This window comes from Peribacillus sp. P4_C12 (assembly GCF_056402095.1).
The window spans coordinates 23,933-45,408 of record NZ_JBFUIB010000009.1 but is presented as its reverse complement, the minus strand read 5'-3'; the positions used below and the strand labels follow the sequence as shown (position 1 = coordinate 45,408).

Sequence of the window (21,476 nt, the reverse complement as noted above, 5' to 3'; positions counted from 1 at the left end):
TAACTATGTCTATATAATCACCGGGAGGAAGGAGGAGTTTTTCATTCTATTAAAAACTATGAAAAACCTTATTCCCAAGCTAGGGAAGAAGAGAATGGTAATTGCAATATGCAGTGCGATTCTTGTTTCTACGGCACTGGGAATACTAATCCATCAAGGAACAAAACATACTGTTACAATAATGCTGGACGGAAAAAAAGAGGTAGTGCGGACACACGCAGCTACTGTAAATGATATGTTAAAAGATTTAGAGATTACCGTACAAGCTGCGGACTATGTCCACCCTTCAGGAGACAGTAAGGTAGAGGATAATCTAGAAGTTGTCTGGAAGCCTGCTCAAAAAATTACCTTGGTACAAGATGAAGAGACTGAGGAGGTTTGGTCAACAGCCGATACGGTGGAAGAATTTTTAAAGGAACAAGACCTTGAAGTGAATGAGAAGGATAAAATTACACCTTCAAAAAACACGAAGATGGAAGCGAATATGGAAGTTGCCATCGATAAGGCTTTTTCACTAAAATTAGTGGTAGGTGGAAACGAAAAGCAGGTATGGTCAACTTCGACTACTGTCGCTGACTTTTTAAAGCAACAAGGTGTAAAGCTCAATGATTTGGATCGAGTTGAGCCGGGATTAGTCGAAAAAGTTGAAGCTAAGAATACGGTAAACGTTATTCGAATTGAAAAAGTCACCGATGTAGTGGAAGAACCAGTGGACTTTGCCGTCATAACTAAAAAAGATGACTCCTTATCGAAAGGGAAAGAGAATATCGTCAAAGAAGGAAAAGACGGACTCATTTCTAAGAAATATGAAGTTATTAAGGAAAATGGCAAAGAGGTCAAAAGAAAATTACTTTCAGAAAAAGTCGTAAATAAAAAGCAGGATAAGGTTATAACGGTCGGAACAAAAACGACGGTTGCTCAGGCATCACGCGGAGCGAGTAACGTTAATTCTACAAGTGGAAAAGAGATTTATGTTTCATCAACGGCTTATACAGCAAGTTGTAAGGGCTGTTCAGGTGTTACTTCAACGGGTGTGGATCTTAAGAGTAATCCTGATGCCAAAATTATTGCGGTCGATCCAAGTGTAATTCCAATGGGTTCGAAAGTATATGTAGAAGGTTATGGTTATGCAGTAGCTGCTGACAAAGGCGGAGCGATAAAGGGAAATAGGATAGATGTCTTCTTTTCCTCAAAAAATGATGCATATCGCTGGGGTGTAAAGAAAGTAAAGATTCGCGTATTGAACTAATAAGGTTTCTCTCGCAGGAGATAAATTGTCTCCTGTTTTTTGACGTTTTATTTTCCATTTGTTGAAAACCCCAGTGTAAAACTGTTTTAATAAGATAGACGATTCAATAAGTCATAGGGTTTTCACAATAAGCGGTAAAATTATTTTTATTTAGCAATTGTGTCTAGTTCTAGATTCTAACTCATGGGAAAAACGATGACTCAAAAGGTAATTGTCTATCTGAGTAAAGTCCGTTTTAAAGAGCTAATCAAAGTGCTTGCGCTTTTCTGTATGGAGGAAAACATGAAAAAAATCAAAGAAATAATTGTTGTAGAAGGTAAAGATGATACGGTAGCGATAAAAAGGGCTGTTAATGCTGATACAATAGAAACGAATGGTTCTGCGGTGAATGAATCCTGCATTGAGCAGGTAAGGCTTGCACAAGAGACACGAGGAGTTATCATTTTTACAGATCCGGACTTTCCTGGACAAAAAATCAGGAATATAATTTCAGAACAAGTAAAAGGCTGTAAACACGCCTTTTTAACGAAAAAAGAAGCACTTCCTAAGTCTGGGAGAGGGATAGGTGTGGAGCACGCTTCCCCTGAAGCGATTCGTAATGCCTTGAAAGACGCTCAATTAATGGATGAAGAGGCTTCAGAAGAAATTTCACAGCAGGATTTAATAGATGCAGGTTTAATCGGGGGATCAGGTGCCAAAGAGCGAAGGGAAAGACTTGGCTCTATCTTGAAGATTGGTTTTACAAATGGGAAACAGTTATATAAGAGATTAAAAATGTTCCAAATATCAACTGAGGCTTTTTATGAAGCAATTGTACAGATAAATCAGGAGGAAAAACATGAATAAGGATATTGCAACCCCTGTCAGAACGAAAGAAATACTAAAGAAGCACGGATTCTCTTTTAAAAAGAGCTTAGGTCAAAACTTCTTAATTGATACGAATATTTTGAAACGCATTGTCGACCATGCTGAGTTGACCGAGGAAAGCGGCGCCATTGAAATTGGGCCGGGAATAGGCGCCTTGACGGAACAACTAGCGAAAAGTAGCAAAAAAGTCACGGCCTTTGAGATTGATCAGCGTTTGCTGCCGATTTTATCGGATACACTGTCACCTTATAACAATGTGAACATCATTCATGAGGATATTCTAAAAGCGGATGTAAAAAAGGTCATTGAAGAGGAATTCGCTGATATCTCAGACTTGATGGTTGTTGCAAATCTACCTTACTATGTCACAACGCCTATTATTTTAAAGCTTTTGTCTGAGAACCTTCCCATAAGAGGCATTGTGTGTATGTTGCAAAAAGAAGTGGCTGATCGAATTGCTGCTAAACCTGGGACAAAGGAATATGGTTCTTTATCCATCGCCATCCAATATTATACCGAAGCAGAAACAGTGATGATTGTGCCGAAAACGGTTTTCATGCCGCAACCTAATGTCGATTCAGCGGTAATACGTCTGACTAAACGGGTTAAGCCGATTGTTGAAGTACAAGATGAGGATTTCTTATTTATTGTTACCCGGGCTAGCTTCGCGCAACGTCGGAAAACGATTTTAAATAACTTAACAAGTCAACTGCCAGATGGGAAATCGAAAAAAGAACTTATCCTTGCCGCTCTCGAAGCCTCAGACGTGGATCCAACAAGACGTGGTGAAACACTAAGCATTAAGGAATTTGGCCGCTTGAGTGATGCGTTATTGCCGAATTTCAAATAAGGTACATGTTAAAAAAGTTTTAGTCGGAACGGGTCTATTCCCAGCTTCCGGCTTTTTTTTATCTAAGCATAGCCTTAGGAGAATAGATTTCTTCTTCCTATAGATATATGTAGTCTCCTTTACTTTCACCTTTCAAGAATGGTTCGCATAACTTAAGAATGAAAATAATCTAGGGCGGKCTGAAAATAAGTCTTCTCATGGGGTGAGGCCATGAATATTCAAATAAACGATATTGTTGGTCGGGTTTCTTATAAATGCGACGTGTTGTTTCGTGTAATCGATATCCGTGATATTGATGGAAGACGTGAAGCGATTCTTTATGGGGAAGATATCCGATTGATTGCAGATGCACCTTTTCAAGACTTAATGAAAATAAATGATAATGAGAGAAATGTCCGACAAAGGTCCAATGAGGTACTTCAGGAACAATCTGACCGCTTATTAACACAGGATTTAGAGCTGCAGCAACAAAAAAGCGGCTATCTATCCAGTAATGGCTACCGCTATAGTGGCGAATATTTTCAGATACCAGGCAGGGTGCTTCATGTGGACGGTGACGCTTCCTACCTTAGGAAATGCCTGGATTTATATCAGAAATTCGGTATTCCAGTTAACGGTGTCTATTGCAACGAAAAGGAAATGCCCCAGCGAATAGGGGGGTTATTGGACCATTACAGGCCGGATATCCTTGTTGTCACTGGTCATGATGCCTATTCTAAATCAAAAGGACCAATGAGCGATATCAATGCCTATCGTCACTCAAGGGACTTTGTACAGACCGTACGAGAGGCGAGGAAGAAGGTATCTCATTTGGATCAATTGATTATATTTGCAGGAGCTTGTCAATCCCATTTTGAATCCCTTATCCAAGCTGGGGCCAATTTCGCAAGCTCACCTTCACGTGTTAATATACATGCTCTTGATCCAGTATATATTGTCGGGAAGGTAAGCTTTACGCCTTTTATAGAACATATCCATGTATGGGATGTTCTTCGGAATACGTTAACGGGAGAGAAAGGTTTAGGTGGAGTTGAAACAAAAGGGGTGCTGCGGACAGGGCTTCCCTTTAAGCCATTTCAGGAAGAATAAAAGAGCTGCATTTTGAAAGAATGCAGCTCGCTTTTATCATGTTAGAATTCGGATATCATAACAAATAGTCTGCTTTTTCTAGATGAAAAGAGCCTAGAAGTGGATTTATTTACGAAAATTCGGCATATTTTATAATGAATAGTTCGTTTACATATTTTCTCATTTACCAGGATATAATAAAAATGTTCGCGATTTTGCCGAATTTCAGGTAAAAATATATTGACTACATTTTTAAGTGCTGATATAATTTATTATTTTGTTTGCGTATATTTACAATTTGTGATATACTAAACTTAGTGAGGTGGACCGAAAATGCCAAAAACTCTAGCTGATATTAAAACTGCACTTGATTCAAACCTAGGTAAAAGATTGCTTTTAAAAGCAAACGGTGGAAGAAGAAAGACTGTAGAACGTTTTGGAACTTTGGCGGAAACTTATCCGGCTGTTTTTGTAATTGAGCTCGACCAAGATGAAAATGCGTTTGAAAGAGTATCTTACAGCTATGCGGATGTTTTAACGGAAACCGTGGAACTAACATTTTTAAACAAACAACAAGAGATGTAACTTAGAGGAGGCAGCGAACAATTATGTTTGCTGCTTTTTGTTTTGTGTTAAATATCTAATACTAACTAGTTTAGGATGAAAAAGGTTGTTATGAAATAGCGTATGATGCAAACACTAGGCATGTGACAGCATGTGAAAGGGGTTGTTTCGCTTGAGTAGAAAAAAAGGGATTATGTCAGAAGGTTTTAAAGAGGAATTGGCAAAAGAACTTGGATTTTACGATGTTGTCCAGAAAGAGGGCTGGGGAGGAATTCGAGCTCGGGACGCAGGAAACATGGTAAAACTAGCTGTCGAAAAAGCACAACGTCAATTGGTGGATAAAGAGTAAGACAAACACTAAATGGAATCATGCTGTCCTTTTAAACAAGGCCAGACTCTTTCTACAATGTATAGCCATATTCATTTATGCTTACATTGTAGATATGGAGTCTGGTTTTTTTTATTCATGGATTAATACAAATCGGCTGCATATTCACACTTTTTGGGGAGTAGGGGCGATCCCTTCTTTCAAGTGTCTATAGGTGACTATTCCCCTCTATAGTTCAATCTCCACTTCAATACATTGAAATTACGATGAAAAAACCTTTAGAATATAAACAAATATGATAAAATAGGACAAGAACTTTTAAGAACGTTAAAGTAGGTGGACATATTGAAGCTTATGGAAAAAGCCCCGGCTAAGATTAATTTGGCTTTGGATGTGCTTTTCAAACGGCCTGATGGGTATCATGAGGTAGAAATGATCATGACGACAGTCGACCTTGCCGATAGAATTGAACTAAAAGAAATAAAAGGAAATCACATTCAGATTCTATCCCATAATCGATTTGTTCCGGATGATCATCGGAATTTAGCTTATCAAGCTGCATTTATCCTAAAGGAACGTTTTGGAATTAATAAAGGTGTTTCTATTACTATAGAGAAAAATATACCTGTAGCAGCAGGACTTGCAGGTGGAAGCAGTGACGCCGCTGCTACATTAAGAGGTTTGAATAGACTGTGGAAGCTTGGTCTTTCTATGGATGAGCTTGCGGAAATTGGAGCTGAGATTGGCTCTGATGTGTCATTTTGTGTGTATGGGGGTACGGCGTTGGCTAGAGGCCGTGGGGAAAAAATCACGCATCTTCCTGCACCGCCAAAATGCTGGGTTATTTTAGCTAAACCAACAATCGGTGTATCGACTGCTGATATATACAAAAGGCTGCAAATTGCAAAAATGGAGCATCCTGATGTCCCTAGTATGATTTCAGCCATTAAGGAAAGCAGCTATCAAGATGTTTGCCAAGGTTTGGGGAATGTACTTGAGCAAGTGACGTTGCAGTTATATCCCGAGGTTGCGAATATTAAAGATCAAATGAAGACATTTGGAGCAGATTCTGTCTTAATGAGCGGAAGCGGTCCGACCGTTTTTGGTTTGGTGGAACATGATTCCCGCATGCAAAGAATTTATAATGGTCTTCGCGGATTTTGTGATCAAGTCTATGCAGTGCGCTTGTTAGGTGATCGAAACGACCTTGAATAGATACGTACATTAATGGTATAGTTGCAATATAATATTCGGAATTTACAAAGGGGGTGTTTCAATGAAATTTCGTCGCAGCGAGAGGCTAGTCGATATGACAAATTATTTATTAGAACATCCAGGGGAACTTGTTTCGCTGACCTACTTTGCTGAAAGGTATAGTTCTGCCAAATCTTCGATAAGTGAGGATTTAACAATCATTAAAGATACCTTTGAACAACGCGGTATAGGGTCTTTAACGACCGTGCCAGGTGCCGCGGGTGGGGTGAAATATATTGTTTCCATCAAAGAAGATGAAGCCAATGCCTTTATAGATGAACTATGCGATACAATCGCTAGTCCTGAAAGGCTACTTCCGGGCGGCTATCTGTATATGACCGACATATTAGGACATCCGCAAACGGTGAATAAGGTTGGCAGAATAATCGCTTCCATGTATGCTAAAAAAAATGTCTCAGTCATCATGACAATGGCAACCAAAGGGATATCATTAGCATACGCAGTGGCAAATTATTTGAATGTTCCTGTTGTCATAGTAAGAAGAAATAATAAAGTAACAGAAGGTTCTACAGTGAGTATTAATTATGTTTCTGGCTCATCAAAGAGAATTCAGACAATGGTGCTCTCAAAAAGAAGTCTGGTAGAGGGTTCGAATGTATTGATTGTTGATGATTTCATGAAAGCTGGAGGTACGATTAATGGTATGGTCAGCTTGCTGGATGAATTTAAGGCTACCGTTGCCGGAATTGCCGTGCTAGTGGAATCCGAACATACAGAAGAATGTCTCGTAGAGGACTATGTTTCATTAATTAAATTGACGCAGGTAGTTGAAAGAGATAAGAAAATAAATGTCAGTCGTGGCAATTATCTTACGAAAAAGAATTAGGGGGAATTTTTCATGAAAACGATACATACGAATGAAGCACCAGCTGCAATTGGTCCATATTCACAAGGCGTGATCGTAGATAAGTTATTTTTCAGTTCAGGTCAAATTCCTCTTACTGCTTCTGGTGAAATGGTAACAGGAGATGTTAAAGAACAAACACATCAAGTGTTTAAAAATCTTCAGGCTGTATTGAAAGAAGCAGGCGCCTCTTTAGAAACAGTCATTAAAGCTACAGTATTTATTAAAAGTATGAACGATTTTAGTTCAATTAATGAAGTATACGGGGAATATTTTTCAAGTCATAAGCCTGCACGCTCTTGTGTAGAGGTTGCACGTCTTCCTAAAGATGCACTAGTGGAAATAGAAGTGGTTGCGCTCGTTAAATAAACGGGCGTTTTTTATTTTGTCTTTTTTAGGGGGAATTCGTCATGGGCATTTTCCCTGGAATTTAAGGGGGATTTTTATTTTTTTTGAAAACTAGGCTGAATTTTCTAAAAAACTTACAGATAATAGAAGGAGTTCACGTTTTTTTGTTGAATATGTACTTTAAGTTTTAACAACAACAAAAAGGGATGGTGAGCTTAAATGGAAGTAACTGACGTAAGATTACGCCGTGTGAATACGGATGGTCGTATGAGAGCTATCGCATCAATTACACTGGATAATGAATTTGTGGTTCATGATATTCGTGTAATCGACGGAAACAATGGTTTATTTGTAGCAATGCCAAGTAAACGAACTCCAGATGGAGAATTCCGAGATATCGCACATCCAATCAATTCCTCTACACGCGGGAAAATTCAAGAAGCTGTCTTGACAGAATATCATCGATTAGGAGAACTTGAAACTGAATTAGAGGAAGCGGGAGCTGGAGCTTCTTAATCACTCTTAATTTTGAACTTTAAATTTAAAATTCGTGCATCTAGAGCCTACTTCATAAGTAGTGCTCTTTTTTATTGTTTCAAAACAGAATATTTTTTGTCTTAGCAACTTTAATTGCTTTTTGTTCCAATATTGTCTTATTTTATATTTTTTATGTTAATATCTTCAAAAAATCAAATACCCTCTCTTTTTATTTTTTAAACATTTTTGGACACACTAATTTTTTATTATTTTTAGTTAAAAGGCATGTTAACTATTTTGTGAAAATGTTAACGTAACCTGTGAAAGTCTGAATGTGAAATGACTAGGTAACTCGGATTCGGAATGGAAGTTTACAACAGTGGTTGTGCTTCTAAATGATGTTTACATAGGGCAAAATGCAATTGTAGCAATGCTTTAACATAAGGAGTGGAACGGATCAAAAAGGGTGAGAAGATATCATTTGTGTACTTCTAGCCATTAAGGGGATAATGAAAAAATCTCATTTTTGTAGGCAAATAATTAATATTTAAAGGATTTAATAAATACTAAAACATCAAAAATAAAGCTCACGAGTAGGTAGAAAATTGAACTTTTTCTTGAATTAGCTGTTGACAATAATATGTACTTTTAATTGTTACCTTGAAATGAATCACTATTTGAGATAATATTTTTAGTGGATAAAAAGGTGAAAATGGAGGCCTGTTATGAGTAATCGCTATGCAATAATTTTGGCCGCTGGGCAAGGCACTAGGATGAAATCTAAGCTTTACAAGGTTTTACACCCTGTTTGCGGAAAACCAATGGTACAACATGTTATCGATCAAGTCAATCAACTTCAGATAGAAGATATTGTAACAGTTATCGGTCATGGAGCTGAAAAAGTTCAAGAACAGCTTGGTGATTCTTGCAAGTATGCATTACAAGAGCAGCAATTAGGCACGGCACATGCTGTAATGCAAGCGGGAGACGTTTTATCCGATAAGAGCGGAATTACCCTTGTTATTTGCGGAGATACACCGTTAATCAAAGCAGAGACGATGGAAGCGCTTATAACATTGCATGAGCAAAGTAAGGCGAAAGCAACGATTCTGACAGCATATGCGGATAATCCGGATGGCTATGGAAGAGTTCTTCGCAGTGAGAACGGCCTGGTTGAAAAAATCGTCGAGCATAAGGATGCCTCAGATGAAGAAAGATATGTTAAGGAAATAAATACCGGTACATATTGTTTCGATAACCAGGCATTATTTAGCGCGCTGAAAAAAGTTTCAAATGATAATGTCCAAGGTGAATATTATTTGCCGGATGTTATTGAAATTTTAAAAGAAGAAGGCGAATCGGTGACAGCCTTTCAATCAAGTGATTTTGATGAGACATTGGGTGTAAACGACCGAGTGGCTTTATCGCAGGCTGAGCAAACTCTACGGAGTCGTATCAATGAATCACATATGAGAAATGGTGTAACGATTATCGATCCACTTACAACGTTTATTGAAGCTGATGTGAAAATTGGGCAGGATACGGTTATTTATCCTGGGTCATTGATTAAAGGGAAAAGTATTATCGGGCAGGATTGCCTGATTGGTCCTAATTCGGAGATCAGTGATTGTGAAATTGGTGATGGAACTGAAATTCACCAATCGGTTGTACACGAAAGCAGTATTGGAAGTTCAGTTAAAATCGGTCCTTTTGCACATGTTCGACCTCAATCCGATATTCAGGATTCTGTTAAAATCGGTAATTTTGTCGAAATTAAAAAAACCGTTTTTGGTAAAGGAAGCAAAGCCTCTCATTTGAGTTATATTGGAGATGCAGAGGTTGGAGAGAATGTTAATATTGGCTGCGGATCTATTACCGTGAATTATGACGGTACAAATAAACATTTGACGAAGATTGAAGACGATGTTTTTATAGGCTGTAATTCTAATCTTGTTGCACCTGTAACGATAGGAAAAGGGGCATATGTAGCTGCCGGGTCAACCATCACTCAAGATGTACCGCAGGAAGCTTTATCTGTTGCTCGTGCTCGTCAAGTAAACAAAGAAGATTATGTGAAAAAGTTAAAATTTAATAATTAACCCACGGAGGTCATCATGTCAAATCAGTATTTAGATCCTAATTTAAAAGTATTCTCTTTAAATTCAAACTTTGATTTAGCTCAAGAAATTGCTGCTGCAATCGGTGTTGAACTTGGAAAATGTAGCGTAACAAGTTTCAGTGACGGTGAAGTTCAGATTAATATTGAAGAAAGTATTCGTGGTTGTGACGTTTACGTAATCCAATCAACAAGCCAACCAGTCAATGAAAATTTAATGGAACTTTTAATTATGATCGATGCTCTAAAACGTGCTTCAGCTAAAACAATCAATATAGTAATGCCTTATTACGGTTATGCTCGACAAGACCGTAAAGCACGTGCTCGTGAACCAATTACAGCTAAACTTGTAGCGAATCTTTTAGAAACAGCTGGTGCCCATCGTGTCATCACATTGGATCTACACGCGCCACAAATCCAAGGTTTCTTTGATATTCTAATTGATCACCTTGTTGCAGTTCCAATTTTAGCTGATTTCTTCAAAGAAAAAGATCTAAGTGACATTGTCATCGTTTCTCCGGATCACGGTGGAGTAACGCGTGCCCGTAAAATGGCAGATCGCTTAAAAGCACCGATTGCTATTATCGATAAGCGTCGTCCAAGACCGAATGTGGCTGAAGTCATGAACATCATCGGTAATATTGAAGGAAAAACGGCAATCCTGATTGATGACATCATCGATACAGCAGGTACTATTACACTTGCAGCTAATGCACTTGTAGAGAATGGTGCGAAAGCAGTCTATGCTTGTTGTACACACCCAGTCCTATCGGGCCCTGCTATCGAACGGATTCAAAATTCAACTATCAAGGAACTGGTCGTAACAAATTCGATTGTTCTATCTGAAGACAAGAAAATCGATAAAATTGTTGGGCTTTCTGTAGCTCCTTTGATTGCGGAAGCAATTATTCGTGTTCATGAAGAACAATCTGTTAGCACATTATTTGATTGATAAAAAATAAAGAAAACATGGTGGGCCTAGTTTCCACCATGTTTTTTTATATAAAATATTTGAATTATTCCGAAAATAAATTAATTCTTAGTTGACAGGTGCGAATACTGATATTAATATGTATACATAATCAATTTTCATTTTATGAATCTAAAGAAAAAACTCTCTTTCTGGTTCTGAGTAAGAAAAAAGCTCACAAATTAAATGGCCGATCGGGCTACCGAAGGCTCCTTTTCACTTACCATCTCACATTAGGCATCTTTTTGACCTATTGTACTTTTGGTGAAGAAAAGGAGCTTTTTATTTTATACAAATCAGTTTAATGAGGGGTGTAGAGTATGGAAAAAAAACGCAATGTGTGGATACTGAGTATTCTTAGCATCATTATGCTGGTATTAGGAGCATGTGGGCAGGAAAAAAGCAGTACAAAGAGTGCTGACGCAAAAGTAAGTGATAAGACTATCAGAATCGGCTATCAAAAATTCGGGACATTAAATATTTTAAAATCAAAAGGAGAGCTGGAAACACGTTTAAAAGAAGTGGGTTATACCGTTAAGTGGACTGAATTTCCTGCTGGGCCTCAGCTACTTGAGGCTTTGAATGTTGGAAGCCTTGATTTTGGGCACACAGGAGAGGCACCACCGATATTTGCGCAGGCTGCTAAGGCCCCACTTGTCTATGTGGCTAATCAGCCAGCAAACCCCTCAGGAGAAGCCATAGTCGTGCAAAAGGATTCGCCTATAAAGAGAGTGGAAGATTTAAAAGGCAAGAAAGTAGGCTTGAATAAAGGGTCCAATGTTCATTATTTATTAGTTAAAGCATTAGAGAAGGCGGATCTTACTCTTGACGATATTCAGCCCGTCTACTTACCACCGGCTGATGCGAGAGCTGCTTTTGAAGGAAATCAGATTGATGCTTGGGTAATATGGGACCCGTTTTTATCTGCAGCGGAACTAGAACTTGAAACAAAAACGATTCAGGATGGAGAAGGATTAGTGGCGAATCGCGAATTCTTTTTGGCAACTAATACATTCGCAGAGAATAAAGAAGTCTTGAAGATTATTAAAGAGGAATTGAAAAAAGTAGATAAGTGGATTGAAGAAAACCCAAAGGATGTTGCAGAGTTCTTAGCTCCAGAGATTGGGATGAGTGTTGAGGCATTAGATAAAACATTAAAAAGAAAAGAATATGGACTTGAGGAAATTTCAAAAACGGCTCTGAACGACCAACAAAAAATTGCTGATACATTTTACAATCTTAAATTAATTCCAACCGAAGTAAATGTTTTCGATGCATCAATAGATGTTAAAAAAAATTAAGGGGGAAATAAAAATGAAAGTATTTTGGTTTATTCCGTCACATGGAGAAAGTCGTTATTTAGGGTCAACTAAGGGTGGGAGACCTATTACACTTCCTTACTTGAAGCAAATTGCTCAGGCAGTTGACCATCTTGGGTTTGAGGGAGCATTACTTCCAACTGGACGGTCTTGTGAAGATGCCTGGGTAGTGGGATCTTCATTAATATCTGCAACGGAAAGAATGAAATTTTTAGTAGCCATTCGTCCAGGTTTAATGTCACCGACTTTGGCAGCCCGGATGGCTGCTTCCTTTGACCGGTTGTCGGGTGGTCGCCTTCTAATCAATGTAGTAACTGGAGGAGATCCTGTCGAATTGGCTGGTGATGGTGTATTTCTGAACCATACGGATCGTTATAGGTTAACAGATGAATTTTTGGATATTTGGAGAGCGGAAATGTCTGGAGAGCAGGTAGATTTTGAAGGGGAGCACTTGAAGGTTGAAGGTGGGAATATTCTGTTGCCTCCGGTACAAAAACCTTACCCTCCACTATACTTTGGAGGTTCATCTGACCCGGCCATTGATATTTCAGGAAAGCATATTGATGTGTATTTAACTTGGGGTGAACCACCAGCACAAGTGGCTGAAAAAATTGAAAAAGTTCGTAAAAAGGCAGCAGAGTACGGCCGCGAAGTTCGATTTGGTATCCGTATGCATGTCATTGTAAGGGAAACAGAAGAAGAGGCTTGGCAGGCAGCAGATGAACTCATTAAATATGTAGATGATGAAATGATTGAAAATTCACAAAATATTTTCGAACGGTTTGATTCAGTTGGTCAGAAGAGAATGTCCCAACTTCATAACGGCAGTAGGGATTCCCTTGAAATCAGCCCTAACCTATGGGCAGGTGTAGGTCTTGTGCGTGGTGGCGCCGGTACAGCATTAGTCGGAAGCGCAGAGAACGTTGCTGCACGAATGAAAGAGTATGAGGAAATTGGGGTAGAATCCTTTGTTTTATCTGGCTATCCTCATTTAGAAGAAGCATACCGAGTGGCGGAACTGCTATTCCCTATACTCCCTGTTGAACAGCTGCAAGGTCCCGTGTCAAAAGCTACGAGTCCATTTGGAGAAATATTAGCCAACAACCACTACCCTACAAAAGGAAGTGAAAATAAACATGAAGAAAAAGTTAAACAAGTTCAATAAGTTCCCTTTCATAACGTGGCTTGTACCTGTTTTTCTACTGGTAGCTTGGCAGTTGCTGTCATTGTGGGGCATTCTGTCGGATCGGATATTGCCTGCCCCGACTGAAGTACTTAAAGCAGGCATTGCTTTATTGAAAACAGGAGAACTTATAGGCTATATCGGCATCAGTGCCCAGCGTGCCTTTATTGGCTTTTTGATTGGTGGGATTATTGGTTTTGTACTTGGTATGTTAAATGGGCTTTCATCCATTGCAGAAACATTATTCGATACTTCGCTTCAGATGTTGCGAAACATCCCACATTTAGCCTTGATTCCGCTCGTAATTCTTTGGTTTGGTATTGAGGAAGAAGCAAAAATATTCCTAGTTGCATTAGGAGTTCTATTCCCGATCTATTTAAATACGTTTCATGGTGTGAAGTCGGTCGATAAAGGTTTAATTGAAGCGGCGAAGGTTTATGGGTTAAGTGGTTTTTCTTTATTCTGGAACGTGATTCTCCCTGCAGCTTTTCCATCCATTTTAGTGGGCATCCGCTTTTCGCTTGGAATTATGTGGGTCACATTAATAGTCGCGGAAACGATATCCGCCAATTCTGGAATTGGGTATATGGCTATGAATGCCAGGGAATTCATGAGAATGGATATCGTTGTACTCAGTATTCTCTTATATGCTCTATTAGGGAAAATATCAGATGTTTTTGCCAAGGTAATAGAAAAAAGATGCTTGAAATGGCATCCATCATACCAATGAGGAGGCCTTTTATATGAAAAGTGGAAGTTCATTGGAGCTGCAGAATATTAGGAAGGATTTTGGAGGATTTGAAGTTTTAAAGGGAATAGACCTTACTTTTAAAAAAGGGGAATTCGTAGCTATTGTCGGCAAGAGTGGATGCGGGAAAAGTACCTTACTACGTCTTKCGGCAGGCCTGGATGAACCAACGGACGGGAAGGTACTGGTGGATGGCGAATTATTAAACGGACTGAATCGATCATCCCGCACGATGTTTCAGGATGGGAGGCTTTTCCCTTGGAAAAAAATTCTCAAAAATGTTGGTGTTGGTTTAAAAGGGGATTGGAAGCCAAAAGCTATGGAGCTACTAGAGCAGGTGGGGCTGGCAGACCGAGCATATGAATGGCCATCGGTTCTATCGGGAGGGCAGAGGCAAAGGGTTGCCTTAGCTAGGGCATTGGTGAACGAACCTGACATTCTTCTTTTGGATGAACCATTAGGGGCGCTGGACACTTTGACAAGAATCGAGATGCAAAGGTTAATTGAAGAATTATGGAGAAAAAGAGACTTTACTGCCTTACTCGTTACACATGATGTGGAAGAAGCGGTTACGCTGGCTGACCGGGTCATATTAATTGAAGAAGGCAAAGTGGTTATGAATAAGGAAATTAATCTACCGAGGCCACGGAAAAAGGACAATATTCTTTACTCATCCTTGGCTGGCCAAATTCTTAATAGAGTCATGCAAGTTGAGGATCAGGTAGAAAAAAAGGCGATTCATGCATAAAGTCTGTAATTGAAAAACCTGTGATAAATACTGAAAGGAGTGAGGAAAAAAGAATTCCATTCGATACTTTTCTTTGTTTATCATACGTTTAAGTTCATATTAGAGCTTTCTGTCATTCCTTTCATGTTTAATACACCGCTATTTAGGGAACTGTTAATTATAGTGAACCTGTAATTAATATTTTAGGAAGGCGGAGGATGTATGAGTAATTTATTAGCTGCAAAAGAACGTACGGATTTAAAACACTCTAATTTAAGGAACTTGAGAGAAAGCGGAGAAATCCCGGCTATTGTATATGGTAATCAAAACGGCAATACGGCCATCTCAGTCAATAATATTGAACTTCAAAAAACAATGAAAGAAATAGGACGAAATGGTATTATTTCTCTTGACTTGAATGGAACTGAATTTAAAGTTATGCTCTCTGATTATCAAAAGGATCCGATAAAGAATTTCATTTATCATGCTGACTTTTTAATTGTAGATATGTCTGCTCAATTACAGGCACAAGTACGCATCAACCTTACCGGTGTCTGTAAAGGGGTGAAAGACGGTGGTGTTCTACAGCAGTCTCTTCATGAAGTAACGGTTACGGCTAAGCCTAATGATATTCCTGAATCCATTAATGTTGATGTTACTGAGCTTCAGGTCGGCGATACAATCTACATATCTGACATTCAAACAAATCAGCAAGTTACAATTAACAACGATGGTGAAGAAGTCGTTGCCTCCGTATTGGCGCCTCGTCAGGAAGAGGAAATTAGTACAGGTGAACAGCAAGATGGCGGTATTCCTCTAAATGAAGAAGGCAGGGAGACTAAGGCTTCACCAGAGTCATGATGCCGGGATTAAACAAGTAAGTCATGGTATAATAGGCGTAGCTCTTAATGAGTTACGTCTTTTCTACTTCTGGATGCGTCCATTTACATCTGGTAACTATTAGGGATTGATTTCTTTAAATAGAGTTTATTTCTAATTAGTTCTCCGGTCGCTTGCAGGTAAGCTTGAAATTGAGGTACTATTTTTCTAAGGTCATTCTGATCTTAGAATTTTCGTCCACACGTAACTCCCTAAATATCGGTAATGACGGAGTGTGAATCATGAAAATTATTGTAGGGTTAGGGAACCCAGGTAAACAATATGAAAAAACACGGCATAACGTCGGTTTTGAAGTAATAGATGAGTTATCTAAAAAGTGGTCGATCTCACTCGACCAAGCCAAGCATAAGGGAATCTATGGTGTAGGAATGGTACGGGGAGAAAAGATTTTATTACTTAAGCCGCTAACCTACATGAATTTATCAGGTGAATCGATTTCGGCTGTTATGCATTTCTTTAAGGTGGAAATAGCGGATGTGGTTATTATATATGATGACCTCGATTTACCGCCAGGAAGAATCCGTCTTCGTCAAAAAGGAAGTGCAGGCGGTCATAATGGAATAAAATCTACAATTTCTCATTTGGGTACACAAGATTTTAACCGAATTAGAATAGGTATCGGTCGCCCGATCGGCCATGTTCCGGTACCTGACTATGTATTGGGGCGTTTCTCCCAAGAAGAATGGAATCATGTCGGGGCTACGATTGAAAAAAGCGCCGCTTCTTGTGAAGCATGGTTGGAAAAACCATTTATACAGGTCATGAACGAATATAACCAATAAGCTAAGAGTAGATATAAGTAAAGAATAAAATCTTTCGCTGAATAAATCCCCCTTACTTTTGTACATACTAACACTATTACAAAATAGGGGGTTACCAAATGGCTCTCCATTATCGTTGCCGACATTGTGGAACTAAGCTGGGTTCTATCGAGGCACACGCACTGAGTACGGAGCAGTTAGGTTTTAATAAACTTACTGATGAAGAGCGTCAAGAGATGATCGTTTATGATTCTGAGGGAGATATGCATGTGAGGGCGATATGTGAAGATTGTCATGAATCGCTGCAAAGAAACCCTGAATTATATGAAAGCGATTATATTATTCATTAGCGGGAGAGGGCTTTGGACAAAATCCAAAGCATTTTTCCGTTTGTTTTGTTTTAAAGATATGAAGATAGAGAATGAGCCAGTTAATAAAGAGAGACCTTGGCTGAATATGCCAGGTTAAAAATACAAGGACTTGAAACAGTTTTCGCACGTTAAGAGAGGAGGGACAGATTGTGAATGGATTGCAAAACTTATTCTCCAAACAAGATGATGTTCATTCGTTAATAGCCGGCATTGATGAGGGACTTAAGGAACAAATAGTATCTGGTCTAACAGGTTCTTCGAGATCACTTCTGCTGGCGGCCGTATATGAAAAGACGAACAGGCCGATTTTATTAGTAACCCATAATTTATTACAAGCACAAAAATTCCATGAGGATTTATCCAGTTTTATCCCAGAGGATGAACTATATATTTATCCCGCCAATGAGTTAATTGCTGCTGATTTGAGTGTGGCCAGTCCTGAATTAAGAGCCCAACGTGTAGAGGCATTGAATTTTTGGACGGAGGGCAAGAAAGGGATTGTCATTGCGCCTATTCCTGGGGTTCGCCGTGTGCTTCCTCCAAAGGATATTTGGAAGAGGCATCAGCTTACTTTTAAACTAGGGGAAGAAATTGAACTTGACCCAACGCTTAATAAATTTATTGCAATGGGCTATAACCGGGCGGAAATGGTTGCCTCTCCAGGAGAATTCAGCATTCGGGGCGGTATCATCGATATATATCCGATTACGGAACCTAATCCAATGCGAATTGAGTTATTTGATACGGAAATAGATTCCATTAGAACCTTTTCTACGGAAGATCAGCGATCAATTGAGAAGCTCCAAAAAGTGACAATCGGTCCGGTTAGTGAGGCCTTGCTAGAAGAAAGTCACATTGAAAGAATTATATCGAAACTCGAAAGCGGATTAAGTAAAAGTTTGAAAAAGCTTAAAGATGAAAAAACAAAGGAACAATTGGTTCAAACGATCAGCTCTGAACTTGAACAGCTGAAAATGGGGAATAAGCCCGACCAAATCTTTAAATACTTAAGTTTAGCTTATGAGAAACCCGCTAGTTTAATAGACTATTTACCTGTAAATGGCTTAGTTTTCTTAGATGAAATCAGTAGAATCCAGGAAATCAATGATTCTTTGGAAAAGGAAGAGGCAGGATGGTATACCGACCTTTTAAGTCAGGGGCAGATTATCCATGATATTAAATTGGCTCATCCCATGCATGAATTAATTATGAAATCAAACAGGCCGTTTGTGTATCTTTCATTATTTTTACGGCATGTACCGCATACAAATCCTCAGAATATCCTGAATTTTGCCAGTAAACAGATGCAAAATTTCCACGGGCAGATGAACGTGTTTAAAACTGAACTGGAACGTTGGAAAAAAGGAAAGTATACAGTCGTTATACTAGGCCAGGATGATGAACGGGTGAAAAAGCTGCATTCGATTTTAGCGGATTATGATATTGAAGCAGCAGAGCTTTTTGATGCGAACAGTATTCTTCCGGGGAAAGTACAGATTTTACGCGGCAGCCTTAACAGTGGCTTTGAATTACCTATGCAAAAATTTAGTATTATTACGGAAACGGAATTATTTAATAAGAAATCTAAAAAATCAATTCGCAGGCAGAAACTATCGAATGCGGAACGAATAAAGAGTTATTCCGAACTGAAAATCGGTGACCATGTCGTTCATGTTAACCATGGTATCGGGAAATATTTGGGGATTGAAACGCTAACCATCAATGGAGTTCATAAGGATTATCTACATATCCGGTATCAGGCGGATGACAAGCTGTATGTACCAGTTGACCAAATTGATCTTGTCCAAAAATATGTCGGTTCCGAAGGCAAGGAGCCGAAGCTTTACAAATTAGGCGGGACGGAATGGAAACGTGTTAAAAGCAAGGTTCAATCATCTGTTGAGAATATTGCGGATGATTTAATCAAGCTGTATGCAGAAAGGGAAGCGGCAAAGGGTTATGCCTTTTCACCTGATGGGGATATGCAGAGGGAATTTGAAACATCATTCGCTTATAACGAAACAGAAGATCAACTGCGTTCTATTGTAGAGATTAAAAAAGATATGGAACGTGAAAGGCCAATGGATCGTTTATTATGTGGTGATGTCGGTTATGGGAAGACAGAGGTAGCTATTCGCGCTGCTTTTAAAGCTATTATGGATGGCAAGCAGGTTGCTTTTCTCGTTCCAACCACTATTCTTGCCCAACAGCATTTTGAAACATTGAGAGAGCGTTTTCAGGACTATCCCATTTCGATTGGGCTTATGAGTCGTTTTCGGACGAAAAAGCAGCAAACGGAAACGATAAAGGGATTAAAAGCTGGAACGGTGGATATCGTTGTGGGTACGCACAGAATTTTATCCAAAGATATTGTGTATCGAGACTTAGGTTTGCTTATTATTGATGAAGAACAGCGGTTTGGCGTAACGCATAAGGAAAAAATCAAACGCTTAAAAACCAATGTCGATGTATTGACTTTGACAGCGACGCCAATTCCAAGGACTCTCCATATGTCTATGCTTGGCGTGCGGGATTTGTCTGTCATCGAAACACCTCCAGAGAACCGTTTCCCAATCCAAACGTATGTAATGGAGTATAATGGCTCGCTGGTAACAGAAGCGATTGAGCGAGAATTGGCAAGGGATGGTCAGGTTTATTTTCTTTATAATCGGGTAGAAGATATAGCAAGAAAAGCAGAAGAAATTTCTATGTTGGTGCCAGATGCCCGCGTCACATATGCACATGGGCAAATGTCTGAGCAGGAACTAGAAGCTGTTATGTTTGGATTTTTAGAAGGCGAATACGATGTTTTAGTAAGTACAACCATTATAGAGACCGGTGTGGATATCCCAAATGTCAATACGCTTATTGTGAATGAAGCAGATAGAATGGGACTTTCCCAGCTTTATCAACTGCGTGGTCGTGTGGGGCGATCCAATCGGGTAGCATATGCATTCTTTACTTACAGAAAAGATAAAGTTTTGACGGAAGTAGCAGAAAAACGTCTCCAATCCATTAAGGAATTTACAGAATTGGGATCAGGGTTCAAAATTGCGATGCGTGATTTATCCATCAGGGGAGCTGGGAATATACTAGGAGCTCAACAACATGGCTTCATCGATTCAGTCGGTTTTGATTTGTACTCTCAAATGCTGAAAGAAGCTGTAGAGGCGAAACGTAATGATCAACCAGTTGAAGAAAAGTCCTCACTTGAAATTGACGTTGAAGTAGATGCGTATATCCCTGATGCCTATATAGCGGATGGACATCAGAAAATCGAAATGTATAAAAGATTCAGAGGCATTACTTCTCTAGAAGAAGTGGAAGAATTACAAGATGAAATGCTCGATCGGTTCGGTGAATACCCTGATGAAGTCGCCTATTTATTTCTAATTGCTGAAATGAAGGTGTATGCTGAAAAAGCTGGAATTGAAAGCATTAAGCAATTGAAGCAGGAAATCAGCATTCTTCTCAGGGAAAAAGTAAGTAGCGGCGTAGATGGACAAAAGGTATTTGAGCTAGGATCAAAGTACGGCCGTATGGTTGGCTTTGGTATGGATGGCAATCGAATGAAGCTTGTCTTACACATTAAAGGTGTAGAACAAAGCAAGTGGTTAGACATCCTTTTTGAGATGGCTAAAGGCTTACAACATGTAAAAAAAGAAATTCAAGCAACAAAAAATTAAAGAAAATGATTGTCTTTTTGAAGTTGTCTGTTTTTAAGATGTTTTGGTAAAAAAGTGTATCAAAAAGAAAAATTTTTTCAAAGTGCATAGAACTTACCATTAGAAAAATACTAAGTACAATAGCTGGTGTTGATTTTGCTACGAAAAGAGGATTTATCAAATCAATTAGAGGAAAGTGAGGCAACATTAGATGAAAGCAACTGGTATCGTTCGCCGAATTGATGATTTAGGAAGAGTTGTCATCCCGAAAGAAATTCGAAGGACTCTCCGCATTCGTGAAGGTGATCCATTAGAGATTTTTGTGGACAGAGATGGAGAAGTCATCTTAAAGAAATACTCTCCTATTAGTGAATTAGGCGATTTTGCAAGAGAATATGCAGAAGCACTTTATGATAGCCTTGGAAACCCAGTTATGATCTGTGACCGGGATACTTACATTGCAGTGGCAGGTGGATCTAAAAAAGAATACTTAAATAAAAGTGTTAGTGAACTAGTAGAAAAAATTATGGAAGAAAGAAATCCCGTACTGGAATCTCCAAATGGACAGATTTCCTTCGTGGATTCGAATGATGAAGAGATTCAATCATATACAGCAGCTCCAATCATTGCGAGTGGTGACCCGATTGGTGCCGTCTTGATTTTCTCTAAAGAAGGAACATTAGGTGAAGTGGAACAGAAATCGGTTGAAACAGCAGCAAGTTTCCTAGCTAGACAAATGGAACAATAGGTTAGGACATGCCATTATATTTTTGGATGTAAAAAGGGCAGCAATCGCTGTCCTTTTTGTCTTTTAATAAAGACAAAAAATATAGAGGAACATTTAAA

General features: G+C 39.0%; 21 protein-coding genes. All 21 read left to right on the top strand.

Annotated elements, in window-relative coordinates:
- Positions 1-58 precede the first annotated feature (58 nt).
- The 21 genes from AC1DUW_RS04170 to spoVT all read left to right on the top strand — a co-directional run bounded on the left by AC1DUW_RS04170 (position 59) and on the right by spoVT (position 21,378).
- Positions 59-1,249: a G5 and 3D domain-containing protein gene (locus AC1DUW_RS04170; RefSeq protein ID WP_053349005.1), complete on the top strand. Its 1,191-nt coding sequence runs from the start codon at positions 59-61 to the stop codon at positions 1,247-1,249.
- A gap of 282 nt (positions 1,250-1,531) precedes the next feature.
- Positions 1,532-2,095, top strand: a complete 564-nt coding sequence (gene rnmV, locus AC1DUW_RS04165) for a ribonuclease M5 (protein WP_053349021.1) — start codon at positions 1,532-1,534, stop codon at positions 2,093-2,095.
- Positions 2,088-2,966: a 16S rRNA (adenine(1518)-N(6)/adenine(1519)-N(6))-dimethyltransferase RsmA gene (gene rsmA / locus AC1DUW_RS04160; protein WP_053349004.1), complete on the top strand. Its 879-nt coding sequence runs from the start codon at positions 2,088-2,090 to the stop codon at positions 2,964-2,966. The genes rnmV and rsmA overlap by 8 nt, the downstream gene beginning before the upstream one ends.
- 210 nt (positions 2,967-3,176) lie before the next feature.
- Positions 3,177-4,055 carry a sporulation peptidase YabG gene (gene yabG / locus AC1DUW_RS04155; protein ID WP_053349003.1) on the top strand — a complete coding sequence of 293 codons (879 nt, stop codon included), beginning with the start codon at positions 3,177-3,179 and terminating at the stop codon, positions 4,053-4,055.
- A gap of 312 nt (positions 4,056-4,367) precedes the next feature.
- Positions 4,368-4,619 (top strand): biofilm formation stimulator Veg, encoded by a 252-nt coding sequence (veg, locus tag AC1DUW_RS04150; RefSeq protein ID WP_034316343.1) that lies wholly within the window; start codon positions 4,368-4,370, stop codon positions 4,617-4,619.
- A 151-nt stretch (positions 4,620-4,770) separates the two neighbouring features.
- On the top strand, positions 4,771-4,947 hold the full coding sequence (locus AC1DUW_RS04145; protein WP_053349002.1) for a small, acid-soluble spore protein, alpha/beta type: 177 nt from the start codon (positions 4,771-4,773) through the stop codon (positions 4,945-4,947).
- Positions 4,948-5,271: 324 nt separating this feature from the next.
- The gene (ispE, locus tag AC1DUW_RS04140; protein WP_053349001.1) at positions 5,272-6,141 is read left to right on the top strand and encodes a 4-(cytidine 5'-diphospho)-2-C-methyl-D-erythritol kinase; all 870 of its coding nucleotides are present in this window, start codon (positions 5,272-5,274) and stop codon (positions 6,139-6,141) included.
- A gap of 61 nt (positions 6,142-6,202) precedes the next feature.
- A complete protein-coding gene (purR, locus tag AC1DUW_RS04135) occupies positions 6,203-7,027 on the top strand; it encodes a pur operon repressor (RefSeq protein WP_053349000.1) in 825 nt (274 codons plus the stop codon).
- Between the two features lie 12 nt (positions 7,028-7,039).
- On the top strand, positions 7,040-7,414 hold the full coding sequence (locus tag AC1DUW_RS04130) for a RidA family protein (protein WP_053348999.1): 375 nt from the start codon (positions 7,040-7,042) through the stop codon (positions 7,412-7,414).
- Between the two features lie 198 nt (positions 7,415-7,612).
- Entirely contained in the window at positions 7,613-7,909 is a 297-nt protein-coding gene (gene spoVG / locus AC1DUW_RS04125) for a septation regulator SpoVG (protein ID WP_034316332.1), read from the top strand.
- Positions 7,910-8,595: 686 nt separating this feature from the next.
- The gene (gene glmU, locus AC1DUW_RS04120) at positions 8,596-9,969 is read left to right on the top strand and encodes a bifunctional UDP-N-acetylglucosamine diphosphorylase/glucosamine-1-phosphate N-acetyltransferase GlmU (protein WP_053348998.1); all 1,374 of its coding nucleotides are present in this window, start codon (positions 8,596-8,598) and stop codon (positions 9,967-9,969) included.
- Between the two features lie 15 nt (positions 9,970-9,984).
- Positions 9,985-10,938 carry a ribose-phosphate diphosphokinase gene (locus AC1DUW_RS04115; RefSeq protein WP_053348997.1) on the top strand — a complete coding sequence of 318 codons (954 nt, stop codon included), beginning with the start codon at positions 9,985-9,987 and terminating at the stop codon, positions 10,936-10,938.
- 338 nt (positions 10,939-11,276) lie between these two features.
- A complete protein-coding gene (locus tag AC1DUW_RS04110; RefSeq protein ID WP_477642039.1) occupies positions 11,277-12,257 on the top strand; it encodes a sulfonate ABC transporter substrate-binding protein in 981 nt (326 codons plus the stop codon).
- A gap of 13 nt (positions 12,258-12,270) precedes the next feature.
- Positions 12,271-13,440: an FMNH2-dependent alkanesulfonate monooxygenase gene (gene ssuD / locus AC1DUW_RS04105; protein WP_477642038.1), complete on the top strand. Its 1,170-nt coding sequence runs from the start codon at positions 12,271-12,273 to the stop codon at positions 13,438-13,440.
- On the top strand, positions 13,412-14,188 hold the full coding sequence (gene ssuC, locus AC1DUW_RS04100) for an aliphatic sulfonate ABC transporter permease SsuC (protein ID WP_477642037.1): 777 nt from the start codon (positions 13,412-13,414) through the stop codon (positions 14,186-14,188). The genes ssuD and ssuC overlap by 29 nt, the downstream gene beginning before the upstream one ends.
- A gap of 13 nt (positions 14,189-14,201) precedes the next feature.
- A complete protein-coding gene (locus AC1DUW_RS04095) occupies positions 14,202-14,954 on the top strand; it encodes an ATP-binding cassette domain-containing protein (RefSeq protein WP_477642036.1) in 753 nt (250 codons plus the stop codon).
- 201 nt (positions 14,955-15,155) lie between these two features.
- Complete coding sequence (locus AC1DUW_RS04090; RefSeq protein ID WP_053348992.1) at positions 15,156-15,794, top strand: 50S ribosomal protein L25/general stress protein Ctc; 639 nt, start codon at positions 15,156-15,158, stop codon at positions 15,792-15,794.
- A gap of 260 nt (positions 15,795-16,054) precedes the next feature.
- Positions 16,055-16,615, top strand: coding sequence for an aminoacyl-tRNA hydrolase (gene pth, locus AC1DUW_RS04085; RefSeq protein ID WP_053348991.1), 561 nt, complete (start codon positions 16,055-16,057; stop codon positions 16,613-16,615).
- 98 nt (positions 16,616-16,713) lie between these two features.
- Positions 16,714-16,944, top strand: coding sequence for an anti-sigma-F factor Fin family protein (locus tag AC1DUW_RS04080; protein WP_053348990.1), 231 nt, complete (start codon positions 16,714-16,716; stop codon positions 16,942-16,944).
- A 170-nt stretch (positions 16,945-17,114) separates the two neighbouring features.
- Positions 17,115-20,651 (top strand): transcription-repair coupling factor, encoded by a 3,537-nt coding sequence (gene mfd, locus AC1DUW_RS04075; RefSeq protein WP_477642035.1) that lies wholly within the window; start codon positions 17,115-17,117, stop codon positions 20,649-20,651.
- Between the two features lie 190 nt (positions 20,652-20,841).
- Positions 20,842-21,378, top strand: a complete 537-nt coding sequence (gene spoVT / locus AC1DUW_RS04070; protein ID WP_053348988.1) for a stage V sporulation protein T — start codon at positions 20,842-20,844, stop codon at positions 21,376-21,378.
- The last annotated feature ends 98 nt before the right edge of the window (positions 21,379-21,476 follow it).